Consider the following 16981-nt stretch of genomic DNA (forward strand, 5'->3'; position numbering starts at 1 on the left):
GATGCTTTTGTAATTTTGTATCAATAAACGTTATTGTTATGTCATTCAAATCAGCCTTAATTAACCCCACCGAACTTCAGGAATTATTGGGACAGCATACAGACATTGTCCTTCTCGATTGTACGATCGACAAAGTAGGCCAATCCATCAAGGATACCAAGCTCGAAATACTTCCCCATTCTCAATTTTTTGACATCGAAGGAAAGCTATCGGATCCAACTTCTAAATTACCGCATACCCTCGTGTCGGCAGAAGTATTCGAACACGAAATGCAAAGCCTGGGAATTAATCAGGATAGTACGGTCGTCTTATATGACAGATGGGGCGTTTATTCAAGCCCAAGGGCATGGTGGATGTTTAAGGTCATGGGATTTGAACAGGTCTTTATTCTAAATGGCGGTGTTCCCGCTTGGAAAAATAACAAACTGCCACTCGTAGACCAGTATACAACCACTGCAAGACCCAGTAACTTTAAAGCCCAATTTCAAGCAAACCTGTATGCCGATAAAGAGTATATCTTAACACATTATCGGGATGCTCAAGTGAATATTTTTGACGCCAGAAGTAAAGGTCGATTTAGTGGTTTAGTAGCTGAACCCCGGAAAGGCCTTCATGGTGGGCATATTCCCCACTCCAAAAATTTCCCTTTCGAAGAATTATTTGACGGAATCGTTTATAAACCCGTTGATGAATTGAAACAGCAATTTGATCATTTTAATGCGACCGGAAATGAATATGTATTCTCCTGTGGATCGGGTATCACGGCCTCAATCTTAGCATTTGCTTGTCATCTTGCTGGTCACGAGCAAATCCGTGTATACGATGGTTCTTGGTCGGAATGGGGCCGTGAGGAGCTCAATCTACCCATCGAAAAATAGTTTAAAACAAGGTATTCCAAGAATAGAGATTATCCTCCAAGCGAATTTTTTCGGCATCTAGGAGATCACGGATAATCTCTATTCTTTTCTTTTCTGTACCTATCGTCAAACTTGCCACCAAATCATGAATATTTTTTGCTCCAGCAAGCAAACTGTTTTTGATTTCTGCTTTTATATTTGCCCGCTGCTTTTCCTGATGATTGCGGATCAGACATAAATCGCATACTTCACAGAACCCCGCATTTTTCTCTCCAAAATATAACAACAGCGACTGACTACGGCAATTGCTATGTTCAATATAACCGATCATGCCATTGACTTCCTCTTCCTTCACCTGATGTCGATCACGAATAAAAATATGATCGATATGCAGGTGTTTGTAATCGACGCGGTTCTGCAAAAAGGTCAGTTGTGGCGCATCTGTAGAAGGCAGATAGCTCGCTATTTCCAATGTCTCCAACGATTTCAACAGCTCGACGACACGATCATAAGGCAGCCCTAACTTACGTGCAAATTCATATTCATTGATGAGGATATAGTTTTCAAATACACCTCCATAGCTGCGCAAAATAGCTTTAATGAGCTTATCATATTTTACATACTGCACCTGAACTTTATACAATTCGGCGCTATCAATTTCAAACTTAAAGCGTGAGGGTATTGTGACAGCTTCTGACAAAACCAACCAAGTGTCGCGCTCCAGAAACTTCAGCGCATTCATAACAGGAACCAATGGCAGTTGATATTTTTTGGCAAATGCAACAACATCAAAATCTACAGTCACTCCTTCTCCAGAACCATAGGGAATCTGAAAATGATTACAAAGGTAATGATAGGTCTGTTGAATAAATGGAATATCAGGAAAGCTAGCTTGCAAATTATCGACAAGCTTCTGCTCATCTGCCTTTTGATAAAGAATAACGGGATAGGCCTTCTTGCCATCTCTTCCTGCCCTACCGGCTTCTTGATAATAGGCCTCCAGCGAATCGGGCAAATCGAGATGAATCACAAACCGTACATCGGGTTTATCAATTCCCATCCCAAACGCATTTGTAGCTACAATAACGCGAACAACATTTGTCATCCATCCCTGCTGTTTCTGATCCCGTTCCTGCCCCGAAAGCCCAGCATGATAATAATCTGCTGAAATGCCGTTATTGACCAAAATACGGGCTATCTCCTGCGTTTCTCGCCGATTTCTGACATAGACAATACCGGATCCACCCAACTTATGTATAATCCGTACCATGCGCCCCATCTTATCCTCTTCTTCAATGGCCATATAAGCCAAATTGTCGCGGAGAAAGCTTTTGACAAATACATTTTCTTTCGGAAAATTCAGTTTCTGTTGTATATCGCTGATGACACGCTCAGTTGCGGTCGCTGTAAGAGCCAGAAAAGGAACCTTGGGATGCAGTTCCCGTAACTTAGCGAGTTCTAAATAGGGCGGTCTAAAATCATATCCCCATTGAGAAATACAATGCGCTTCGTCTATGGCAAACAGATTTACATTCATAAATCGTATGCGCTCCCTTACTATATCATTGTACAATCTTTCGGGAGAAAGATAGAGAAATTTTATTTGCCCATAGACGCAATTATCCAATGTAATATCCACCTCCCTCTTCCGCATTCCAGCATAAATTGCGACCGCTTGAATTCCATTTTTTTTCAAATGCTCAACCTGATCTTTCATCAATGCTATAAGCGGTGTAACGACAATACAAATCCCTTCTCGCATCAAGGCAGGTACTTGAAAACAAATCGACTTTCCACCGCCAGTCGGCAATAAAGCCAGTGTATCTTTACCTGAAATGACCGATTGAATAATTTCTTCCTGCAGGGGTCTAAATGAATCGAATCCCCAGTATTGCCTTAAGATTGATATACTATCTTGCGTCATAAGTTCTCCTTATCCCAAACATACGCAAAATTATCCTTCATGAGATAATTCTGTATCCCCAAACTATCTAACATACGTTGTATATGCCTGGATTTCTCCATCGAATTGGATCCATCCAGTATAACAAGTTTTGGTCTAATTTGCTTCAATAAATGGGGTAAACCATTTAGTAAATTTTTCCTGACAATAACGAGGTCAGCTTGTGGCATAGTTTCAACGGCATGGCACAGAATAGCGATATTACCCAAGGGGAGCGTAACAAGATAGTTTTTCCGCTCCCGACCATTCAAAGCTACAAACTGAACTTTTTCACTCGTCAATAATTGGATTTCTCTTCCACATGAATATTGCAAGCCTGAGGCTTGCAAAGAATCAAATGTACTGTAAACGATACCGCGCCCACCTTTGAAATACCCGATCGTCAACTCATGCTTCGTATTATAGACCCGAAACCGTTCTACATCTTTATTTTCTAAGCATTTTTGCGCAGTGATCAATAGTATTCCAATTGTACAGCATCCCCCTAACCAAACGTATTTTTTATCTTTCCATTGAAAAGCATATAAAAAAGAAAATAGTGCAAAATAGGTCAAAAATAGAAGCTCCAGCCCCATAGGTTCAACTTTTATTGTTGAAAAAGCCAAATGGTCAATAAATTTCAAACAGTATAAGATGAAAGCAATGAGATGCTCCAAAAGGAAACCCAATAAATCGTTAAGCCCCTGCATTGGATTGATTGTCATGATAAAACCAAGGTACATCACTAAGGTTGAAGGCAAATCGACTAATACATTGGCTATCAGAAAATAAGTTGGGAATTGACCAAAATAGTAAAGGCTCAGTGGCGTTGTCAGTATCTGCGCAGCAATAGAAACAGCCAATGCATCTCTCAAAAGTCGTAATATTGGTCTTTTGACCGGAAGGAATCCCTCGACAAGCGGCGAACATATCGTCATACCCAAAACGGCGAGAAAGGACAGCTGAAAACCCACATCAACAACAGCCCGGGGAACGACCAGCAAAATCAATAATGCGGCAATAATAAGCGAATTCAGTGTTGAAAAGCTTCGTTTAAAATGCTGTGCACACAGCACAAAACTAATCATAATAGCTGCCCGCGTAATGGGCGGATCAAGTCCTGCAATAAAAGCATATATCCAGATCATACTCCATAACAAAATTAGTGGCAGCCATCTGAGATAGGAAGGCCAGGCAATTCGCTTGAAAATAAGAGATAAAAAACCGAATAAAACAGCAACATGCATTCCCGATACACTTAACACATGTATCGTTCCTGTATTGGTGAACACCTGGATGCTTTCGGCACTGATATCGCTCCGAGAACCATATAATAAAGCTGACGCAATAGCAAAGTGCTCATCCCTTTTGATATGGGGACGAAGCTTAACCAAAAAATATCTCCTCGTTTGTAAAGCGAGCCCAGTTAATGAAAAAGCCGTTGTTTCTTTCCTGTTGATCAGCTTATACCGACCAAAGACTGCGAAAATTTCATGATAGATATGCTGTCTTTTCAAATACTGTCTGTAGTCAAATTCCATTGGATTGAATGGCGGAGCTATTTCCTTTACTTGACCTTTTAACCACAATAGATCACCAAACTGCAGTGAATTCTTCTGGCTAGATTTTAGCGATAACATTAGTCTACCTGTAGTTTCAACAAATTCACCTTTTTGGTAAGCTCCTACTACTTCTGCCGAAAAACGAATGATATCCCGCTTCATTTTTGGCTCTTCAATAATTTTGACTACATAACTATCCGTCATTATATGGGAAAAATGACTGATTGTAACCAAAGGGTCCTCGCGCCAAAATTGGAAAATTCCAAATAATACAACAGACACATAATACCCGTAGCTATAGCCATATCGGCGAATTCTTCCCTTTAATAAATAACAACAAAACGTTATCAAAACCAGCACAACCAATAACTGTTGAACGCATTGGAAAATATAGAGCGACATCGGCAATCCAGGTGCCAGAAGAAGCGTCACAAGATATGGAACAGCAAGCTTCAGCGTAGGAAGTCGCTCCAATCTTTGCAGAAAACTCAACTTTTTCATAACTGCCACCTCAACTGCACCTTAACCTCCGATTTTTTATTGCCCTCAATTTGATCCAGTCCAGTCCCAATACTCCCCCTTTCGGGATAGTAATAGATCGCATATTTGGCCCATACCTGAACATGGCGGCTTAACCGATACTGCAGATTTAAATACATTCTCCATCCCCTTGTATTGTACATTCCAAAACCAGATGCATATAATACATCCTGCTCATAAGCATAGATCCGATTATCATAACTTGCCGCATCGAAATACGCAACGCGTATATTCGACTGGAATTTTCCAGCGCTAGACTTCCAAAATATATCCTGATAACACATATATCCGAAACTATTTCCCTGATACTCTTTTTGGAATAAATTGGCTTCCACACGGGAGCGAATAGTCCATATTGAACTTAGGCGGTATTGAAATTCTACCCTGAACTGCTGTTTGCTGGTATTCACAAGCCCATTCTCGGTTTGTCCCTCTCCTTGGTAGTTAACTTGTTTCAATCGGTTGCGATAGCGCAACGAAAGTTGGCCTTTTTTGTACCACATGTAACTCAGCTGGCTAAAGAAATCAGCACCTGTAGATAGCGTATCAGCCTGATACTTTGCTCCCGGAAAACGAAATATATCGGCATAATTTGACCAGAGTAATTTTCTACCCAATTGATACGTTAGTCCCAAATAAGCCCCCTGCTCGTTGGAGGTGTTATCCGATTCACCAAATCCCTGTCCATAAAAAGTATGAAAATTCTTCTTATAGTCCCGAAGCAATATAACCGACGATAAACGTGGATGCAAACTTATGATAGATCCTGCTAACAGTGCTGAACCACCATCCATGCTGTTGGCATATTCGCCAAATAAATAAGCATTTCGAATTGTATAGTTTGCATATAGACTTATATTTCGTAAAAAATCACCTTCAAAGTCAGCTTCTTGCCGTATTGCCTTCCCTTTTATTTTGAAGACATTCAATTGCGTCTGATTGAAATGAACACCCATTTTGAACCGCTTATAGCGCCACAATAGATTCAATCCATAGGCCAGTTGAGATGCGGCATGACGGTATTGCTGTTCGGTTGCAGTTCGATGCAAGCCTGAGCTTGCAATCGTTGAAATCGTAGGCGGAGAAGTTGTACGGTCAACTTTTCCATCAATGGATTGGTAGGAGAAATAAGGTGTAATTTCAACCTGCCTAATCTGTAATGTTCCTGCAATGCCACGCATAAAATTAGCCTCATTTAATGACGTATATGACTTTACACCGATCCCTTGTCTTGCAGTATGCTGTACCAATCCCCCTTTTCCAAAATTCAAACCGTTCCACATACTGAGTCCCTGGCCAAATTGCAAAGCATAATCGCCGATCACGATATTCTTGAAACGGCCTAAAGACTTTATCGATATACTTAGGCTATAGAAATCAAATCCCATTTTTTGTCTGTCTCTAAAAAATGGTTCTCCGGCATCTTTCTCCATGTTAAGCGCGAGATGAATCGCATCATTCAATTGGGCTCGATATCTTATCGCATAGCGATTCGCATCGCCGAGATAATGGGATCTCGCCGTATCCATTATACGATAGCCTTTTGCTTTTTCGAGTGCCCGGGCGTATCGTATTATAAATTCCTGTTTAAAATTTCTCGATTTCAGAGTTTCAAGGGGAGACCCGGCGCCTACACTTACGAAAGGTAACAGCAAACTGATTATCGGTTCATTAAATCCTTCAATGGACTGTAATTCGAGTGCGTTGATAAAATCTCCTGAAATGGCCCTATGGTCCAGTAGGCGTCCGATCAATAAAGGATTTAAAAATTGTAATTCAGAGAGCTCTCTGCCATCAGTCTTATTGAGATCGATGGGGTGTTTGAGATAATAATACCACTTTTCAGTCAATTCGCTCAAATCAGCATCCTCAGGAAGTTCTTCCGATAAGCTTTCAAATAAATCTTGGAGATCGATTTTTTCATTTGTTTGCGCCATACAGGTTAGTCCAATAAAACAACCTATAAAGAGCAAAATTTTGCTACAATATTTCATAATAGGTTTTAATTAATATTGGCTAAATGCTAGGCGATGAACCTTTTTCCCGGCAGAAAGCGGTTCACTGGTATGAAATTAGGAAATATAAAAGAATAAAAAAAGCCTGATGAAAAATTTCATCAGGCTTTTTTATTCTTTTATGATCAGATCAATTAAATATCAATTTTAGCATAGCGTGCATTTTTCTCGATAAATTCACGACGCGGAGCAACTTCATCCCCCATCAACATCGAGAAGATACGGTCACATTCCGCAGCGTTTTCAATCGTCACCTGTCTTAAAGTACGCGTTTCAGGGTTCATGGTTGTATCCCATAACTGTTCAGCATTCATCTCTCCAAGACCTTTATACCGTTGTACGTGTACGCTATCCTCTTTACCTGATCCTTTCAAACGTTGAATCGCATTGATACGTTGGTCTTCATTCCAAGCGTACTCATGCTCTTTTCCTTTTTTCACTAAGTATAGCGGCGGTGTAGCGATATATACATATCCTCTCTCGATCAGTTCCTTCATGTATCTGAAATAGAACGTCAAGATCAATGTTGTAATGTGGGACCCATCCACATCGGCATCGGTCATGATGATGATGCGGTGATAACGTAATTTTTCAATATTCAGTGCCTTAGCATCTTCGGCAGTACCTACACTCACCCCCAAAGCTGTAAACATATTTTTGATCTCCTCATTTTCGTAGATCTTATGTTCCATCGCTTTTTCGACGTTCAGAATCTTACCTCGTAAAGGCATGATTGCTTGATACTTTCTATCACGACCAGACTTGGCAGTACCACCCGCAGAATCCCCCTCGACAAAATAGATCTCACATTTCGTAGGATCGTTGTCTTGACAGTCGGCTAATTTACCTGGAAGTCCAGAGCCACCCATAACGGTTTTACGTTGGACCAAATCACGGGCTTTACGTGCAGCAGCACGTGCTTGAGCTGCAATGACAACCTTTTGAACAATAGATTTTGCTTCGCGTGGATTCTCTTCCAGATAAACACCTAAGATCTCACCAACAGCAACATCTACAGCCCCCATCACCTCAGAGTTACCTAATTTAGTTTTGGTTTGTCCCTCAAATTGAGGTTCTGCAACCTTCACCGAAATTACGGCTGTCAATCCTTCACGGAAGTCATCGCCAGTAATTTCCACTTTCAAGTTTTTAAGCAAACCAGACTTGTCCGCATACGCTTTCAAGGTACGTGTCAAACCACGACGGAATCCTGCAACGTGAGCGCCACCTTCAATCGTATTGATGTTATTCACATATGAATGGACATTCTCCGAATACGTATCGTTATATTGTAAAGCCAGTTCAACAGGGATACCTTGTTTTACGCCTTCAACATAGATAGGTTCAGGAATCAACGACTGACGGTTACCATCTAAAAATTTCACAAACTCTTTCAGACCACCTTCCGAATAGAATGTTTCTTTCTTTTCAGAACCGTCCTCATTTGTATCACGCTCATCATTCAAGGTCAAGTTTACACCTTTATTTAAAAATGCAAGCTCACGAAGACGATTTGCCAATGTATCGTAATTATAAACCGTAGTCTGCGTGAAAATCGTCGCATCTGGATGGAACGTTACAATAGTACCCGTCTTATCCGAAACACCAACTTCTTTCACATCATACAAGGGCTTACCAATTTGGTACTCCTGCTGATAGATCTTTCCATCACGATGAACCTCGGCCTTCAAAAGGGTAGACAGCGCATTCACACAGGAAACCCCAACACCATGCAGACCACCAGAAACCTTGTATGTATCTTTATCAAATTTACCTCCGGCGTGCAATACTGTCATTACAAGCTCTAAGGCTGATTTATTCTCTTTTTTGTTGATCCCTGTAGGAATACCCCGACCGTTATCGCGGACAGAAATCGAGTTATCTTTATGGATAGTAACAAAGATATCTGTACAATATCCCGCTACAGCTTCATCGATTGAATTATCAACAACCTCGTATACCAAATGGTGCAATCCTTTTACACCGGTGTCACCGATATACATGGATGGACGCTTACGAACCGCCTCTAAACCCTCTAATACCTGAATATTATCGGCCGAATAGGTGGATGCATTCTTATTTTCTTCGCTCATTGAAAACCTCTTAAATGTAATATTCAAAAATACGAAATTTTGGCCGATTTATCAAGTCCGTGAACAAGTATTGCACCTATATTCCGAATTATAATACACAGGATAATTTTACTTTTTTATTACTAAAAACTAGAATTTCGATTTTTTTATGTTAGGTTTGTTTTCAGTAATAATTTGCAAATAACAAAAAAATGAACACTATATTTTCAATTGTATCGAAAGTTTCCTTTGGCCTTTTATTGGTTGGAACTATTGCATCATGTAACCAAGGTGCAAAAACAACAAACGAACCTGCAAAAAATGATTCCAATACCGTAAGCAAGGAGAGCCAGGGAAGTAACAAAGATAAAATCGTCTATTTAAACTCGGATTCACTTTCTGAAAAATATCAATATTTTAAGGACATTAAATCGAAGCTTGAAAACAAAGTAAAGAAAGCACAAACGGATCTGCAATCTAAAAGTACTGCATTCCAACGTGAAGTTGCCGAATATCAAAAAAATGCAGCTACAATGTCTGCTCCTGATCGACAAGCTACTGAACAAAAACTAGCGCGTAAACAAGATGAGCTTGCACGTTTAGACCAAACAGCTTCTTCCTCTATTGCAAAAGACGAGTCTGAAGAGTTCAACAATGTTTATAATAAAATTACCGAATTCCTGAAAAAACATGCTGCAGAAAATGGCTACAAACTGGTGCTTACCTATTCAAAAAGCAACCCAACTGTATTGTATGCTGACCCATCTTTGGAAATCACTAATGAAGTAATCAAACAGTTAAACGAAGAATATAAATCTTCAAACAAATAGAAGATCATAATAATTTAGGAAAGCCATCGACTCCGTTGATGGCTTTTTTTATTTTCTTTCTTATCTTGTCCTTACTAAAATTAGATTTATGGTCAGAACGATTGTTGAAAAGGAAATCGCAAACTACGAATGGATAGATATAGCTGAGCCAACCTCAGAAGACTTCACCTTCATTAAAGAGCGCTTCAATTTGAATGAAGCTTCGATCAAGGATTCCAAAGAACCAGAACATCTACCGAAAATTGAAGAATTTGAGAATTATACCTTTGTTATTCTTCGTGTCATGTCGGACAATTTCAAGGAAAATTCAGACAGCATCGGAGAAATCACCGACCGCCTGACCATCTTCTACGGAAGCGATTTTGTGATTACTGTACACAAACGTCGTATTGAATTTTTAGAAAAACTTAAGAACATTGAATTTACGTCCATCAAGACAAAAAACAGCCGTAAACTGGCTGTATTTATCACGACTGCAGCTGTATTTACCTTTAGCCAAACGTTAGAGCAACTTTCAACACGCATCGATGCATACGAAGAATTGATTTTTCTGAAACGCATGAAGCAACAGCCAATACTGAAAAATCTCTATTTTATAAAAAGGCAGATTGATGTTGCACGAAAGGTCATCTTTCTCTACAAGGAGGTTGTTGAGCATTTTCATTCATCCTCCAAAAAGGATGTGTACACCCGGGATTTAAAAGATCTGCAGGTCCGGACATCAACCTTGTACGAAAACTTATCGGAAAATGTAGCACAGCTGCTTAATGTGTATTTCAACATCTCGTCTAATCACACCAATGAGATTATGCGTATCCTGACAATTTTCTCCGTATTTTTTATGCCAATCACTTTTGTGGCAGGAATTTATGGAATGAATTTCAAAAATATGCCCGAATTAGAATGGTACTATGGATATCCGGTAGCCATGGGGATCATGGTCGCCATATCCCTTGCGATTTATTTGTGGTTCAAAAGAAAAGGCTGGCTATAATAAGCCAACCTTTTTCTTTGCCGTGGTAACCACAAAATCTTTAAGATAGAATGGCTCGAAATAAGCGACATCCTCAAACTCTCTGCGCTGAAATTTATCAAAAGCCAACGTCGATAGAAAAGCCGCGGAAACATTAAATCCGCTCAACACATCCACGTGATCCGTTGTGCTGAACAAATCTTCGAATTTATCGGCTCCCGAACCAAACAAATGGACACGATGGTAGTTCAGCAATAATTCATTGAAATAATCAACATCGATGATCTCTGCAGATGTTGCTCTCACCAACGTAGCATCATGATTATAAACTGCTGTATAGACTTCCATCCGACGGGCATCGAGCATAGGAAGATAAGCTTCATCTTCTGTTAAACCGAATTGCCCTTTATACCCTAAAAACAACGCTTCTAACGTATTAATAGCGATTAAAGGTATATCTAAGGCATAACAAAGACCTTTGGCCGTAGATACCCCTATACGCAAGCCAGTATACGAGCCAGGCCCCATACTCACCGCAACAGCGCTCAAATCCTGCATCTTTCGGCCTGTCTGTTTGAGAATTTCCTCAATCAAAATAGTCAATTTAGCCGCATGAGCATTCTGTTCATCGAGATCGATAACTTGCAACGTTTGACCATTTTCACTCAAGGCAACCGAACATACAGTGGTTGACGTATCAATTTGTAAAATTAAATTATTCATCGTCGTTATAGAAATCAAGGTACAGGATCATGCCCATGGCCACCCCAAGGGTTGCAACGCCCAATTCGTTTCAAAGCCATCCAGCCACCTTTAAAAGGACCATATTTCAGAATAGCTTCCTTACCATACTGAGAACAGGTAGGCGTATATCTACAATTGGCGCCTAAAAATGGTGAGATAAAAACTTGATAGAAACGAATAATAGCCAAGAAAATAAAACTAAACAAGGGTCTAATCCCCTTTTTCCAAATAAGCTTCAGCACATTCATTCTGCAATTTTTTCAGCATTTTATTCATTGCGGTGCTAAACACATCATACGCTAAGATCTGCTTGCCTACATATTGAATAGCTAAATACAAAGTTACATTATGTTTCAACAAAAACGGAATCAAATCATTCGATTTTTGTAAACGGTAACTTTCACGCATCATTCGCTTAATTGAATTGCGATCAACTGCTCTTTTGAACCTACGTTTGGATACGGAAATGATAGACTGACTGGAGGGAATATCGTCAGTCAAGTTGTTTTTCTCGAAGATAAAAACAACTCTAAACGGATACAAGACAAAAGAAGAACCGCTTTTAAAAAGCGCATCAATACGCCTTTTCGCACATAACCGTTCTTCTTTTGTAAATGTATTTCTCATACGATGACTTAATCTTATTAGAAAAAGTTCTTATAAGCGGCCACCGATCCTTGTCAAAGATTAACCTTTGTGACGGTATTCGTCAGACACTGTAAGACGTTTTCTACCTTTAGCTCTACGTGAAGCTAATACTCTTCTACCGTTTGCAGAGCTCATACGCTCTCTAAAACCGTGTTTGTTTCTTCTCTTTCTTTGCGATGGCTGAAATGTTCTTTTCATGACGCTATTATGCTAATTTGTTCTTACTTCAATTAATACAAAACTCCCCAAGAGGAATGCAAAAGTAAAGTTTATTTTAGACAAAAACAAACAATATTACGAACATTTAAAGTTAATGTGACGCGGACAAGCTAATTTATTCAGCTACAGCTTCAAAAAACAATTTTTCAATTACCACAAAATAAAAAAACAGCACAGTTCGACTGTGCTGTTTTTTATAAATAAAGTATATACCTTACACTATTTATTTTTCAGAATATCCCTGATCTCAGTCAAAAGCGTTTCTTCTTTGGTTGGTGCTGCAGGTGCCGCCGGAGCTGCCTCCTCTTTACGTTTCAATGAATTTAAAGCCTTAATAACACAAAAAATACAGAATGCTACAATTAAAAATTGAATAACCACATTAATAAAGTTTCCATAATTAATAGATACTTCAGCTTGTTTAGTAGCTTCATCAGCAGCCTTCAAGATCAATTTTTTGGAGGAAAAATCAACACCACCTGTTAAATAACCAATGGGTGGCATGATAATATCATCAACCAATGAGGTGACAATTTTACCAAAAGCTCCACCAATGACAACACCGACAGCTAGATCTACTACGCTACCGCGCATTGCAAACTCTTTAAACTCTTTTAAAAATCCCATATTTAATTTTTTTAGTCCATGAATTATGACAAAACTAATAATTGTCACATAAATCTAATTAAAATATGCTAATTTTTTATCGTTAAACTCATATTGTGCTATATTTTCTAGCATATATCCTATTTATATAAAAAAAACACGCAACTCGCCCCACCCCAATTTTTATTAACTTAATTTCTTATATTTGCGCGTTAACTAGTAAAATATCAAGATATATTGTATATTGTTAGTACTTTATTTCATACGGTAATTAAAGCCCAGCATCAGATAGCATATCTATGAAAAAGATTCTTATAGCAGACGACCACGGTATTGTACGGTTAGGAGCCTCCGTTATTATTAAAGAAACTCTTCAAAAGGCAGAAATATTCCAAGCTGAAACCTTTGACGAGGTTCTTGAAAAAATAAAGGTAGAGGATTTTGACCTATTATTGCTGGACATTAATATGCCGGGAGGAAATAATATACGCGTCGTTGAGGAGATCCTTCAAATTCGACCGAGCATCAAAATTTTGATTTTCTCGTCTTATGACGAATCACTATATGCGCTACGCTATATCGAAGCAGGAGCAGTAGGCTACCTCAACAAAACAACAGCTATGGCTGAACTTTCCAATGCTATTCTGGCTATTCAGGATAGAGGGAAGTACATGTCGAGCAATGTACAGGATCTATATATTCAGAAATTGACACAGAGCAAGTCTGAACTGACGAAACTAAATCCCTTGGCACGTTTGTCAAATAGAGAGGTGGACGTTGCTAAGCAATTGATAAAGGGACTGGGGATTATTGAAGTATCTAGCTTGTTGGAGTTAAGCCCTTCAACAGTGAGCACCTATAAAAGCAGAATCTTTGAAAAGCTCAATGTTTCTAATATTCCTGAACTTATTGAACTCTTCAGAATACACTCCAACAACTAGTCATTTTGTTGGAGTGCATTTTTATCCTACTAAATTAACTCATCAATAGTAACAACTGGAACATCTTTTACGTTCAGGTCTTTTAAAGGTTGAGATTTCTTATAAGAATACCCCACCTCTGCTTCTAAATCCCATAACATCGGCGCTAAAAAGTTGAGGCACGTCGTAAATCCCTGAACCGTTGCAGAAAAATCACCTGTATCTTTCGAATTCTTAGCTTCGTTTTCGATCTCAAAGGGACCACTGAAACCACGTTCTTGCAATAAGTCAACAAAGCCGCGCCAATCCATACTATCGGATCCACCAAAGCCCGGTAACATTGCTTCATAGTGATGTCTATCCCAGTCATGCCCAGGAATACTTACGTTGGCCTTTTTAGCCAATTCAGCATCAACATGCTGCATAGGGTACATTCCACCCCAATCAATACGTGCAGCGGTCTGTAAATTACGTGTAGTCTTCACATGTATACGCTGTAAGCGGCTGATGTCTGTATTACGAATAACCTCAATCGGATTTGTATTTTGCCAAACATCATGTGAAGGATCATAAATCTCACCATGAGCTTTACTCGGAATCATCGCATACATTAATTTACGAGCGGCCAGCACAGCGGGAAGATTGTTATAGGTAGAGCTATAACGTGATGAGCGCCATCCTTCCATTGGGCAGTTCTCATAGAGGATGGTTACGCCTAAACTCTCTGCATAATTAACAATGGGGGCAAATACACGCTTATATTCTTCAAGATTTTTTTGAAATCCATCAATTTGATTACCCAATTCGTGATTATACCCAACGAATGTTCCTACCTTGACGTTATTTGCATCACCACCAAGCAAATGTGCAATACGGATCAATTTCAATAAATGATTTTGATTCTTCACACGTTGCTCAGGATCACCACCAATCATATTTTCAAAAGCACCAAGCGAAAGTTTTAAATCAGCCTGATTGAACAGCTCAATGATTTCCCTTGCTTTTGCAGGAGTGAAATCATCATAATCCAAATGTGTTGCGGTATGATCTTCTCGGGTACCATCTTTTCTAAACACACAAAGGTCTATCCCCCCCGCTCCGATTCTTTTGGTTGTCTGAATCAACTCCGGTAAGGATAATTTATCAAATGCAGAACTCATTACCCATACAGGGTTATTTAATTTTGTCGTCATAGCTTGTATAATTGTCTTATTTCGGTATTTAAAGATACTAAAAAAGCCATCCGATTGGATGGCTTTTTGTTATTTTATGGTGAATCAACTAGTCTACATTATCATGTAGAAAAGAATTGTTCGGTCTGATTTCAGTATTTCCATCTTCAAAAGAAAGTGTAAAACGAGACACCTGAGATTGTGAAGAATGCGGTGTATCTTCCAATGACATTTGTTTTCTCTTATAAGCAGGCTCATTTTCCAACTCATGTAGACCATTAGAAGATTTTAGTTTCATGCTCAATTCTTTAAGACGCAAGATACGCTCTTTCGTACGAACCAGCTGATCTTCAAACGAAACCTGCTCTTCTTCCACCTGAGGAACTTCTACTTGCTCATTTGTTGTACTTGATGAAAAGGTAGGTTTCTCCTCATATCCCGATGCAGAAGGGGCTGCATAAGAATCAAAAACTGTTGGCATCTGGAATTGAAACACAGATGGTGAGGTTTTCAATTGAAAATCACTGTCTCCAAATGAAGTTTCCTCTTCATAACCACCATCAAAACCTAAATCATGACGTATAACTTGAGGTTCCTCAACAGCCACCTGTTGTTGCACAGCATTTCTTGGTGAAGTGAACAAATCAGATTGCAAATTATTCGGAGTTGGCGTATTTGAAGAAGGGACTGGTGTATCCACACGTTGAACCGGAGTTACGAAACTATTCGTAGCTGGAACTTCTCTTGGTGCTACCTGAGAAACAGGTTTAATAAAAGAATTAGCCGGTTCAGCTGTTAAGGGCATAGACACCTTTGTATTTTCACGTTCTTTATCGCGTTCTTCAGAAGTTTGAAAACCAGTTGCAATAATTGTTACTGACAGCTCATCCTCAAAGTTCTCGTCAATACAGTTACCCCAGATCAAATCTGCTGATAGACCAGCTTTTTCCTGAATGTAATCCGTAATGATCGCTACCTCATCCATGGTTACTTCTTTCGTTCCAGAAGTAATATTTAACAAGATATAACGAGCGCCTTCAATCTCATTGTCTTTCAACAATGGTGAAGCCAAGGCTCCCTCTACAGCACGTAATGCACGATCTTCACCTTCAGCTATTGCGTTACCCATAATAGCAACACCGCTATCATTCATAACGGTACGCACATCTTTAAAATCGACGTTTACATAACCAGGGATAGTAATAATTTCGGCAATACCTTTTGCAGCAGTAGTCAAAATATCATCTGCTTTTGCGAAAGCCGCGGTCATGGTTAAATTTCCGAAGATTTCACGCAAACGATCGTTAGAAATAACAAGATAAGAGTCTACATATTTACGTAATTCCGAAAGCCCTTCCTCCGCTTGAGAACGACGGCGTTTACCTTCGAATGTAAACGGTGTAGTTATGATTGCAACAGTAAGAATACCCAATTCCTTAGCGGCTTTAGCCAAAACGGGGCTCGCTCCAGTACCGGTACCACCCCCCATACCAGCGGTAATAAACAACATCTTCGTATTGGTACCCAACATGCGTTTGATATCTTCAATACTTTCGATCGCTGAATTTTCACCTACATCAGGATCTGCTCCTGCTCCCATACCTTCGGTTAGACTTATTCCCAATTGAACTTTATTTGGGATCGGGCTCAATTCCAATGCTTGCGCATCAGTATTACACACGATAAAATCTACCCCACTAATTCCTTGTTTATACATGTGGTTTACGGCATTGCCGCCACCACCACCAACCCCAATAACCTTGATTATTGAAGATTGTTCTTTTAACATTTCAAACTGTATTGACATAACTTATCCCTATTTAACTTACAATGAAGATGATATCAAAACGAATCAAACCCACTATATGTAATGTAATAATA

15 protein-coding genes are annotated in these 16981 nt (G+C 39.4%); 4 read left to right on the forward strand and 11 right to left on the reverse strand.

The window, feature by feature from the left end; genetic code table 11:
- Nucleotides 1-38 precede the first annotated feature (38 nt).
- The gene (locus GVK91_RS24675; protein ID WP_159731822.1) at nt 39-878 is read left to right on the forward strand and encodes a sulfurtransferase; all 840 of its coding nucleotides are present in this window, start codon (nt 39-41) and stop codon (nt 876-878) included.
- 1 nt (nt 879) lies between these two features.
- On the opposite strand, the gene GVK91_RS24680 is transcribed toward GVK91_RS24675, so the two are convergent.
- The 4 genes from GVK91_RS24680 to gyrB form a co-directional block, all read right to left on the reverse strand.
- Nucleotides 880-2781, reverse strand: a complete 1902-nt coding sequence (locus GVK91_RS24680) for an ATP-dependent DNA helicase RecQ (RefSeq protein WP_153846560.1) — start codon at nt 2779-2781, stop codon at nt 880-882.
- Nucleotides 2778-4862 (reverse strand): ComEC/Rec2 family competence protein, encoded by a 2085-nt coding sequence (locus GVK91_RS24685; RefSeq protein ID WP_159731824.1) that lies wholly within the window; start codon nt 4860-4862, stop codon nt 2778-2780. The genes GVK91_RS24680 and GVK91_RS24685 overlap by 4 nt, the downstream gene beginning before the upstream one ends.
- Nucleotides 4859-6838, reverse strand: a complete 1980-nt coding sequence (locus tag GVK91_RS24690) for a hypothetical protein (protein WP_159731826.1) — start codon at nt 6836-6838, stop codon at nt 4859-4861. Before GVK91_RS24690 ends, GVK91_RS24685 begins: the two co-directional genes overlap by 4 nt.
- Before the next feature lie 212 nt (nt 6839-7050).
- Nucleotides 7051-9009: a DNA topoisomerase (ATP-hydrolyzing) subunit B gene (gene gyrB / locus GVK91_RS24695; RefSeq protein ID WP_153846557.1), complete on the reverse strand. Its 1959-nt coding sequence runs from the start codon at nt 9007-9009 to the stop codon at nt 7051-7053.
- A gap of 191 nt (nt 9010-9200) precedes the next feature.
- On the opposite strand from gyrB, the gene GVK91_RS24700 reads away from it, so the two are divergent.
- The gene (locus GVK91_RS24700; RefSeq protein WP_088160428.1) at nt 9201-9818 is read left to right on the forward strand and encodes an OmpH family outer membrane protein; all 618 of its coding nucleotides are present in this window, start codon (nt 9201-9203) and stop codon (nt 9816-9818) included.
- 88 nt (nt 9819-9906) lie between these two features.
- Nucleotides 9907-10812 carry a CorA family divalent cation transporter gene (locus GVK91_RS24705; protein WP_153846556.1) on the forward strand — a complete coding sequence of 302 codons (906 nt, stop codon included), beginning with the start codon at nt 9907-9909 and terminating at the stop codon, nt 10810-10812.
- On the opposite strand, the gene tsaB is transcribed toward GVK91_RS24705, so the two are convergent.
- The 5 genes from tsaB to mscL all read right to left on the reverse strand — a co-directional run bounded on the left by tsaB (nt 10807) and on the right by mscL (nt 13029).
- A complete protein-coding gene (gene tsaB, locus GVK91_RS24710) occupies nt 10807-11514 on the reverse strand; it encodes a tRNA (adenosine(37)-N6)-threonylcarbamoyltransferase complex dimerization subunit type 1 TsaB (protein WP_159731828.1) in 708 nt (235 codons plus the stop codon). The two genes, GVK91_RS24705 and tsaB, sit on opposite strands and share 6 nt — an antisense overlap.
- Before the next feature lie 14 nt (nt 11515-11528).
- On the reverse strand, nt 11529-11783 hold the full coding sequence (gene yidD, locus GVK91_RS24715) for a membrane protein insertion efficiency factor YidD (RefSeq protein WP_159731830.1): 255 nt from the start codon (nt 11781-11783) through the stop codon (nt 11529-11531).
- Nucleotides 11746-12162, reverse strand: coding sequence for a ribonuclease P protein component (locus GVK91_RS24720; RefSeq protein WP_159731832.1), 417 nt, complete (start codon nt 12160-12162; stop codon nt 11746-11748). Before GVK91_RS24720 ends, yidD begins: the two co-directional genes overlap by 38 nt.
- 60 nt (nt 12163-12222) lie before the next feature.
- Nucleotides 12223-12381 carry a 50S ribosomal protein L34 gene (gene rpmH, locus GVK91_RS24725; protein ID WP_075991291.1) on the reverse strand — a complete coding sequence of 53 codons (159 nt, stop codon included), beginning with the start codon at nt 12379-12381 and terminating at the stop codon, nt 12223-12225.
- Between the two features lie 240 nt (nt 12382-12621).
- Nucleotides 12622-13029, reverse strand: a complete 408-nt coding sequence (gene mscL / locus GVK91_RS24730) for a large-conductance mechanosensitive channel protein MscL (RefSeq protein ID WP_046673978.1) — start codon at nt 13027-13029, stop codon at nt 12622-12624.
- Nucleotides 13030-13307: 278 nt separating this feature from the next.
- Here mscL and GVK91_RS24735 point away from each other — a divergent pair, with 278 nt between their 5' ends.
- The gene (locus GVK91_RS24735; protein ID WP_120335355.1) at nt 13308-13949 is read left to right on the forward strand and encodes a response regulator transcription factor; all 642 of its coding nucleotides are present in this window, start codon (nt 13308-13310) and stop codon (nt 13947-13949) included.
- A 29-nt stretch (nt 13950-13978) separates the two neighbouring features.
- On the opposite strand, the gene GVK91_RS24740 is transcribed toward GVK91_RS24735, so the two are convergent.
- Together GVK91_RS24740 and ftsZ are read right to left on the reverse strand one after the other, a co-directional pair.
- The gene (locus GVK91_RS24740; RefSeq protein ID WP_153846552.1) at nt 13979-15121 is read right to left on the reverse strand and encodes a sugar phosphate isomerase/epimerase; all 1143 of its coding nucleotides are present in this window, start codon (nt 15119-15121) and stop codon (nt 13979-13981) included.
- Between the two features lie 88 nt (nt 15122-15209).
- The gene (gene ftsZ / locus GVK91_RS24745; RefSeq protein WP_153846551.1) at nt 15210-16907 is read right to left on the reverse strand and encodes a cell division protein FtsZ; all 1698 of its coding nucleotides are present in this window, start codon (nt 16905-16907) and stop codon (nt 15210-15212) included.
- Nucleotides 16908-16981 lie beyond the last annotated feature (74 nt).

This window comes from Sphingobacterium sp. 18053, from assembly GCF_902706145.1.
Classification (GTDB): Bacteria; Bacteroidota; Bacteroidia; order Sphingobacteriales; family Sphingobacteriaceae; genus Sphingobacterium; species Sphingobacterium paramultivorum.

Excerpts from the sequence above, each read along its gene's own strand:
- GVK91_RS24675 (WP_159731822.1), top strand. The coding sequence starts at position 39 with ATGTCATTCAAATCAGCCTTAATTAACCCCACCGAACTTCAGGAATTA.
- GVK91_RS24680 (WP_153846560.1), bottom strand. The coding sequence starts at position 2,781 with ATGACGCAAGATAGTATATCAATCTTAAGGCAATACTGGGGATTCGAT.
- GVK91_RS24685 (WP_159731824.1), bottom strand. The coding sequence starts at position 4,862 with ATGAAAAAGTTGAGTTTTCTGCAAAGATTGGAGCGACTTCCTACGCTG.
- GVK91_RS24690 (WP_159731826.1), bottom strand. The coding sequence starts at position 6,838 with ATGGCGCAAACAAATGAAAAAATCGATCTCCAAGATTTATTTGAAAGC.
- gyrB (WP_153846557.1), bottom strand. The coding sequence starts at position 9,009 with ATGAGCGAAGAAAATAAGAATGCATCCACCTATTCGGCCGATAATATT.
- GVK91_RS24700 (WP_088160428.1), top strand. The coding sequence starts at position 9,201 with ATGAACACTATATTTTCAATTGTATCGAAAGTTTCCTTTGGCCTTTTA.
- GVK91_RS24705 (WP_153846556.1), top strand. The coding sequence starts at position 9,907 with ATGGTCAGAACGATTGTTGAAAAGGAAATCGCAAACTACGAATGGATA.
- tsaB (WP_159731828.1), bottom strand. The coding sequence starts at position 11,514 with ATGAATAATTTAATTTTACAAATTGATACGTCAACCACTGTATGTTCG.
- yidD (WP_159731830.1), bottom strand. The coding sequence starts at position 11,783 with ATGAATGTGCTGAAGCTTATTTGGAAAAAGGGGATTAGACCCTTGTTT.
- GVK91_RS24720 (WP_159731832.1), bottom strand. The coding sequence starts at position 12,162 with ATGAGAAATACATTTACAAAAGAAGAACGGTTATGTGCGAAAAGGCGT.
- rpmH (WP_075991291.1), bottom strand. The coding sequence starts at position 12,381 with ATGAAAAGAACATTTCAGCCATCGCAAAGAAAGAGAAGAAACAAACAC.
- mscL (WP_046673978.1), bottom strand. The coding sequence starts at position 13,029 with ATGGGATTTTTAAAAGAGTTTAAAGAGTTTGCAATGCGCGGTAGCGTA.
- GVK91_RS24735 (WP_120335355.1), top strand. The coding sequence starts at position 13,308 with ATGAAAAAGATTCTTATAGCAGACGACCACGGTATTGTACGGTTAGGA.
- GVK91_RS24740 (WP_153846552.1), bottom strand. The coding sequence starts at position 15,121 with ATGACGACAAAATTAAATAACCCTGTATGGGTAATGAGTTCTGCATTT.
- ftsZ (WP_153846551.1), bottom strand. The coding sequence starts at position 16,907 with ATGTCAATACAGTTTGAAATGTTAAAAGAACAATCTTCAATAATCAAG.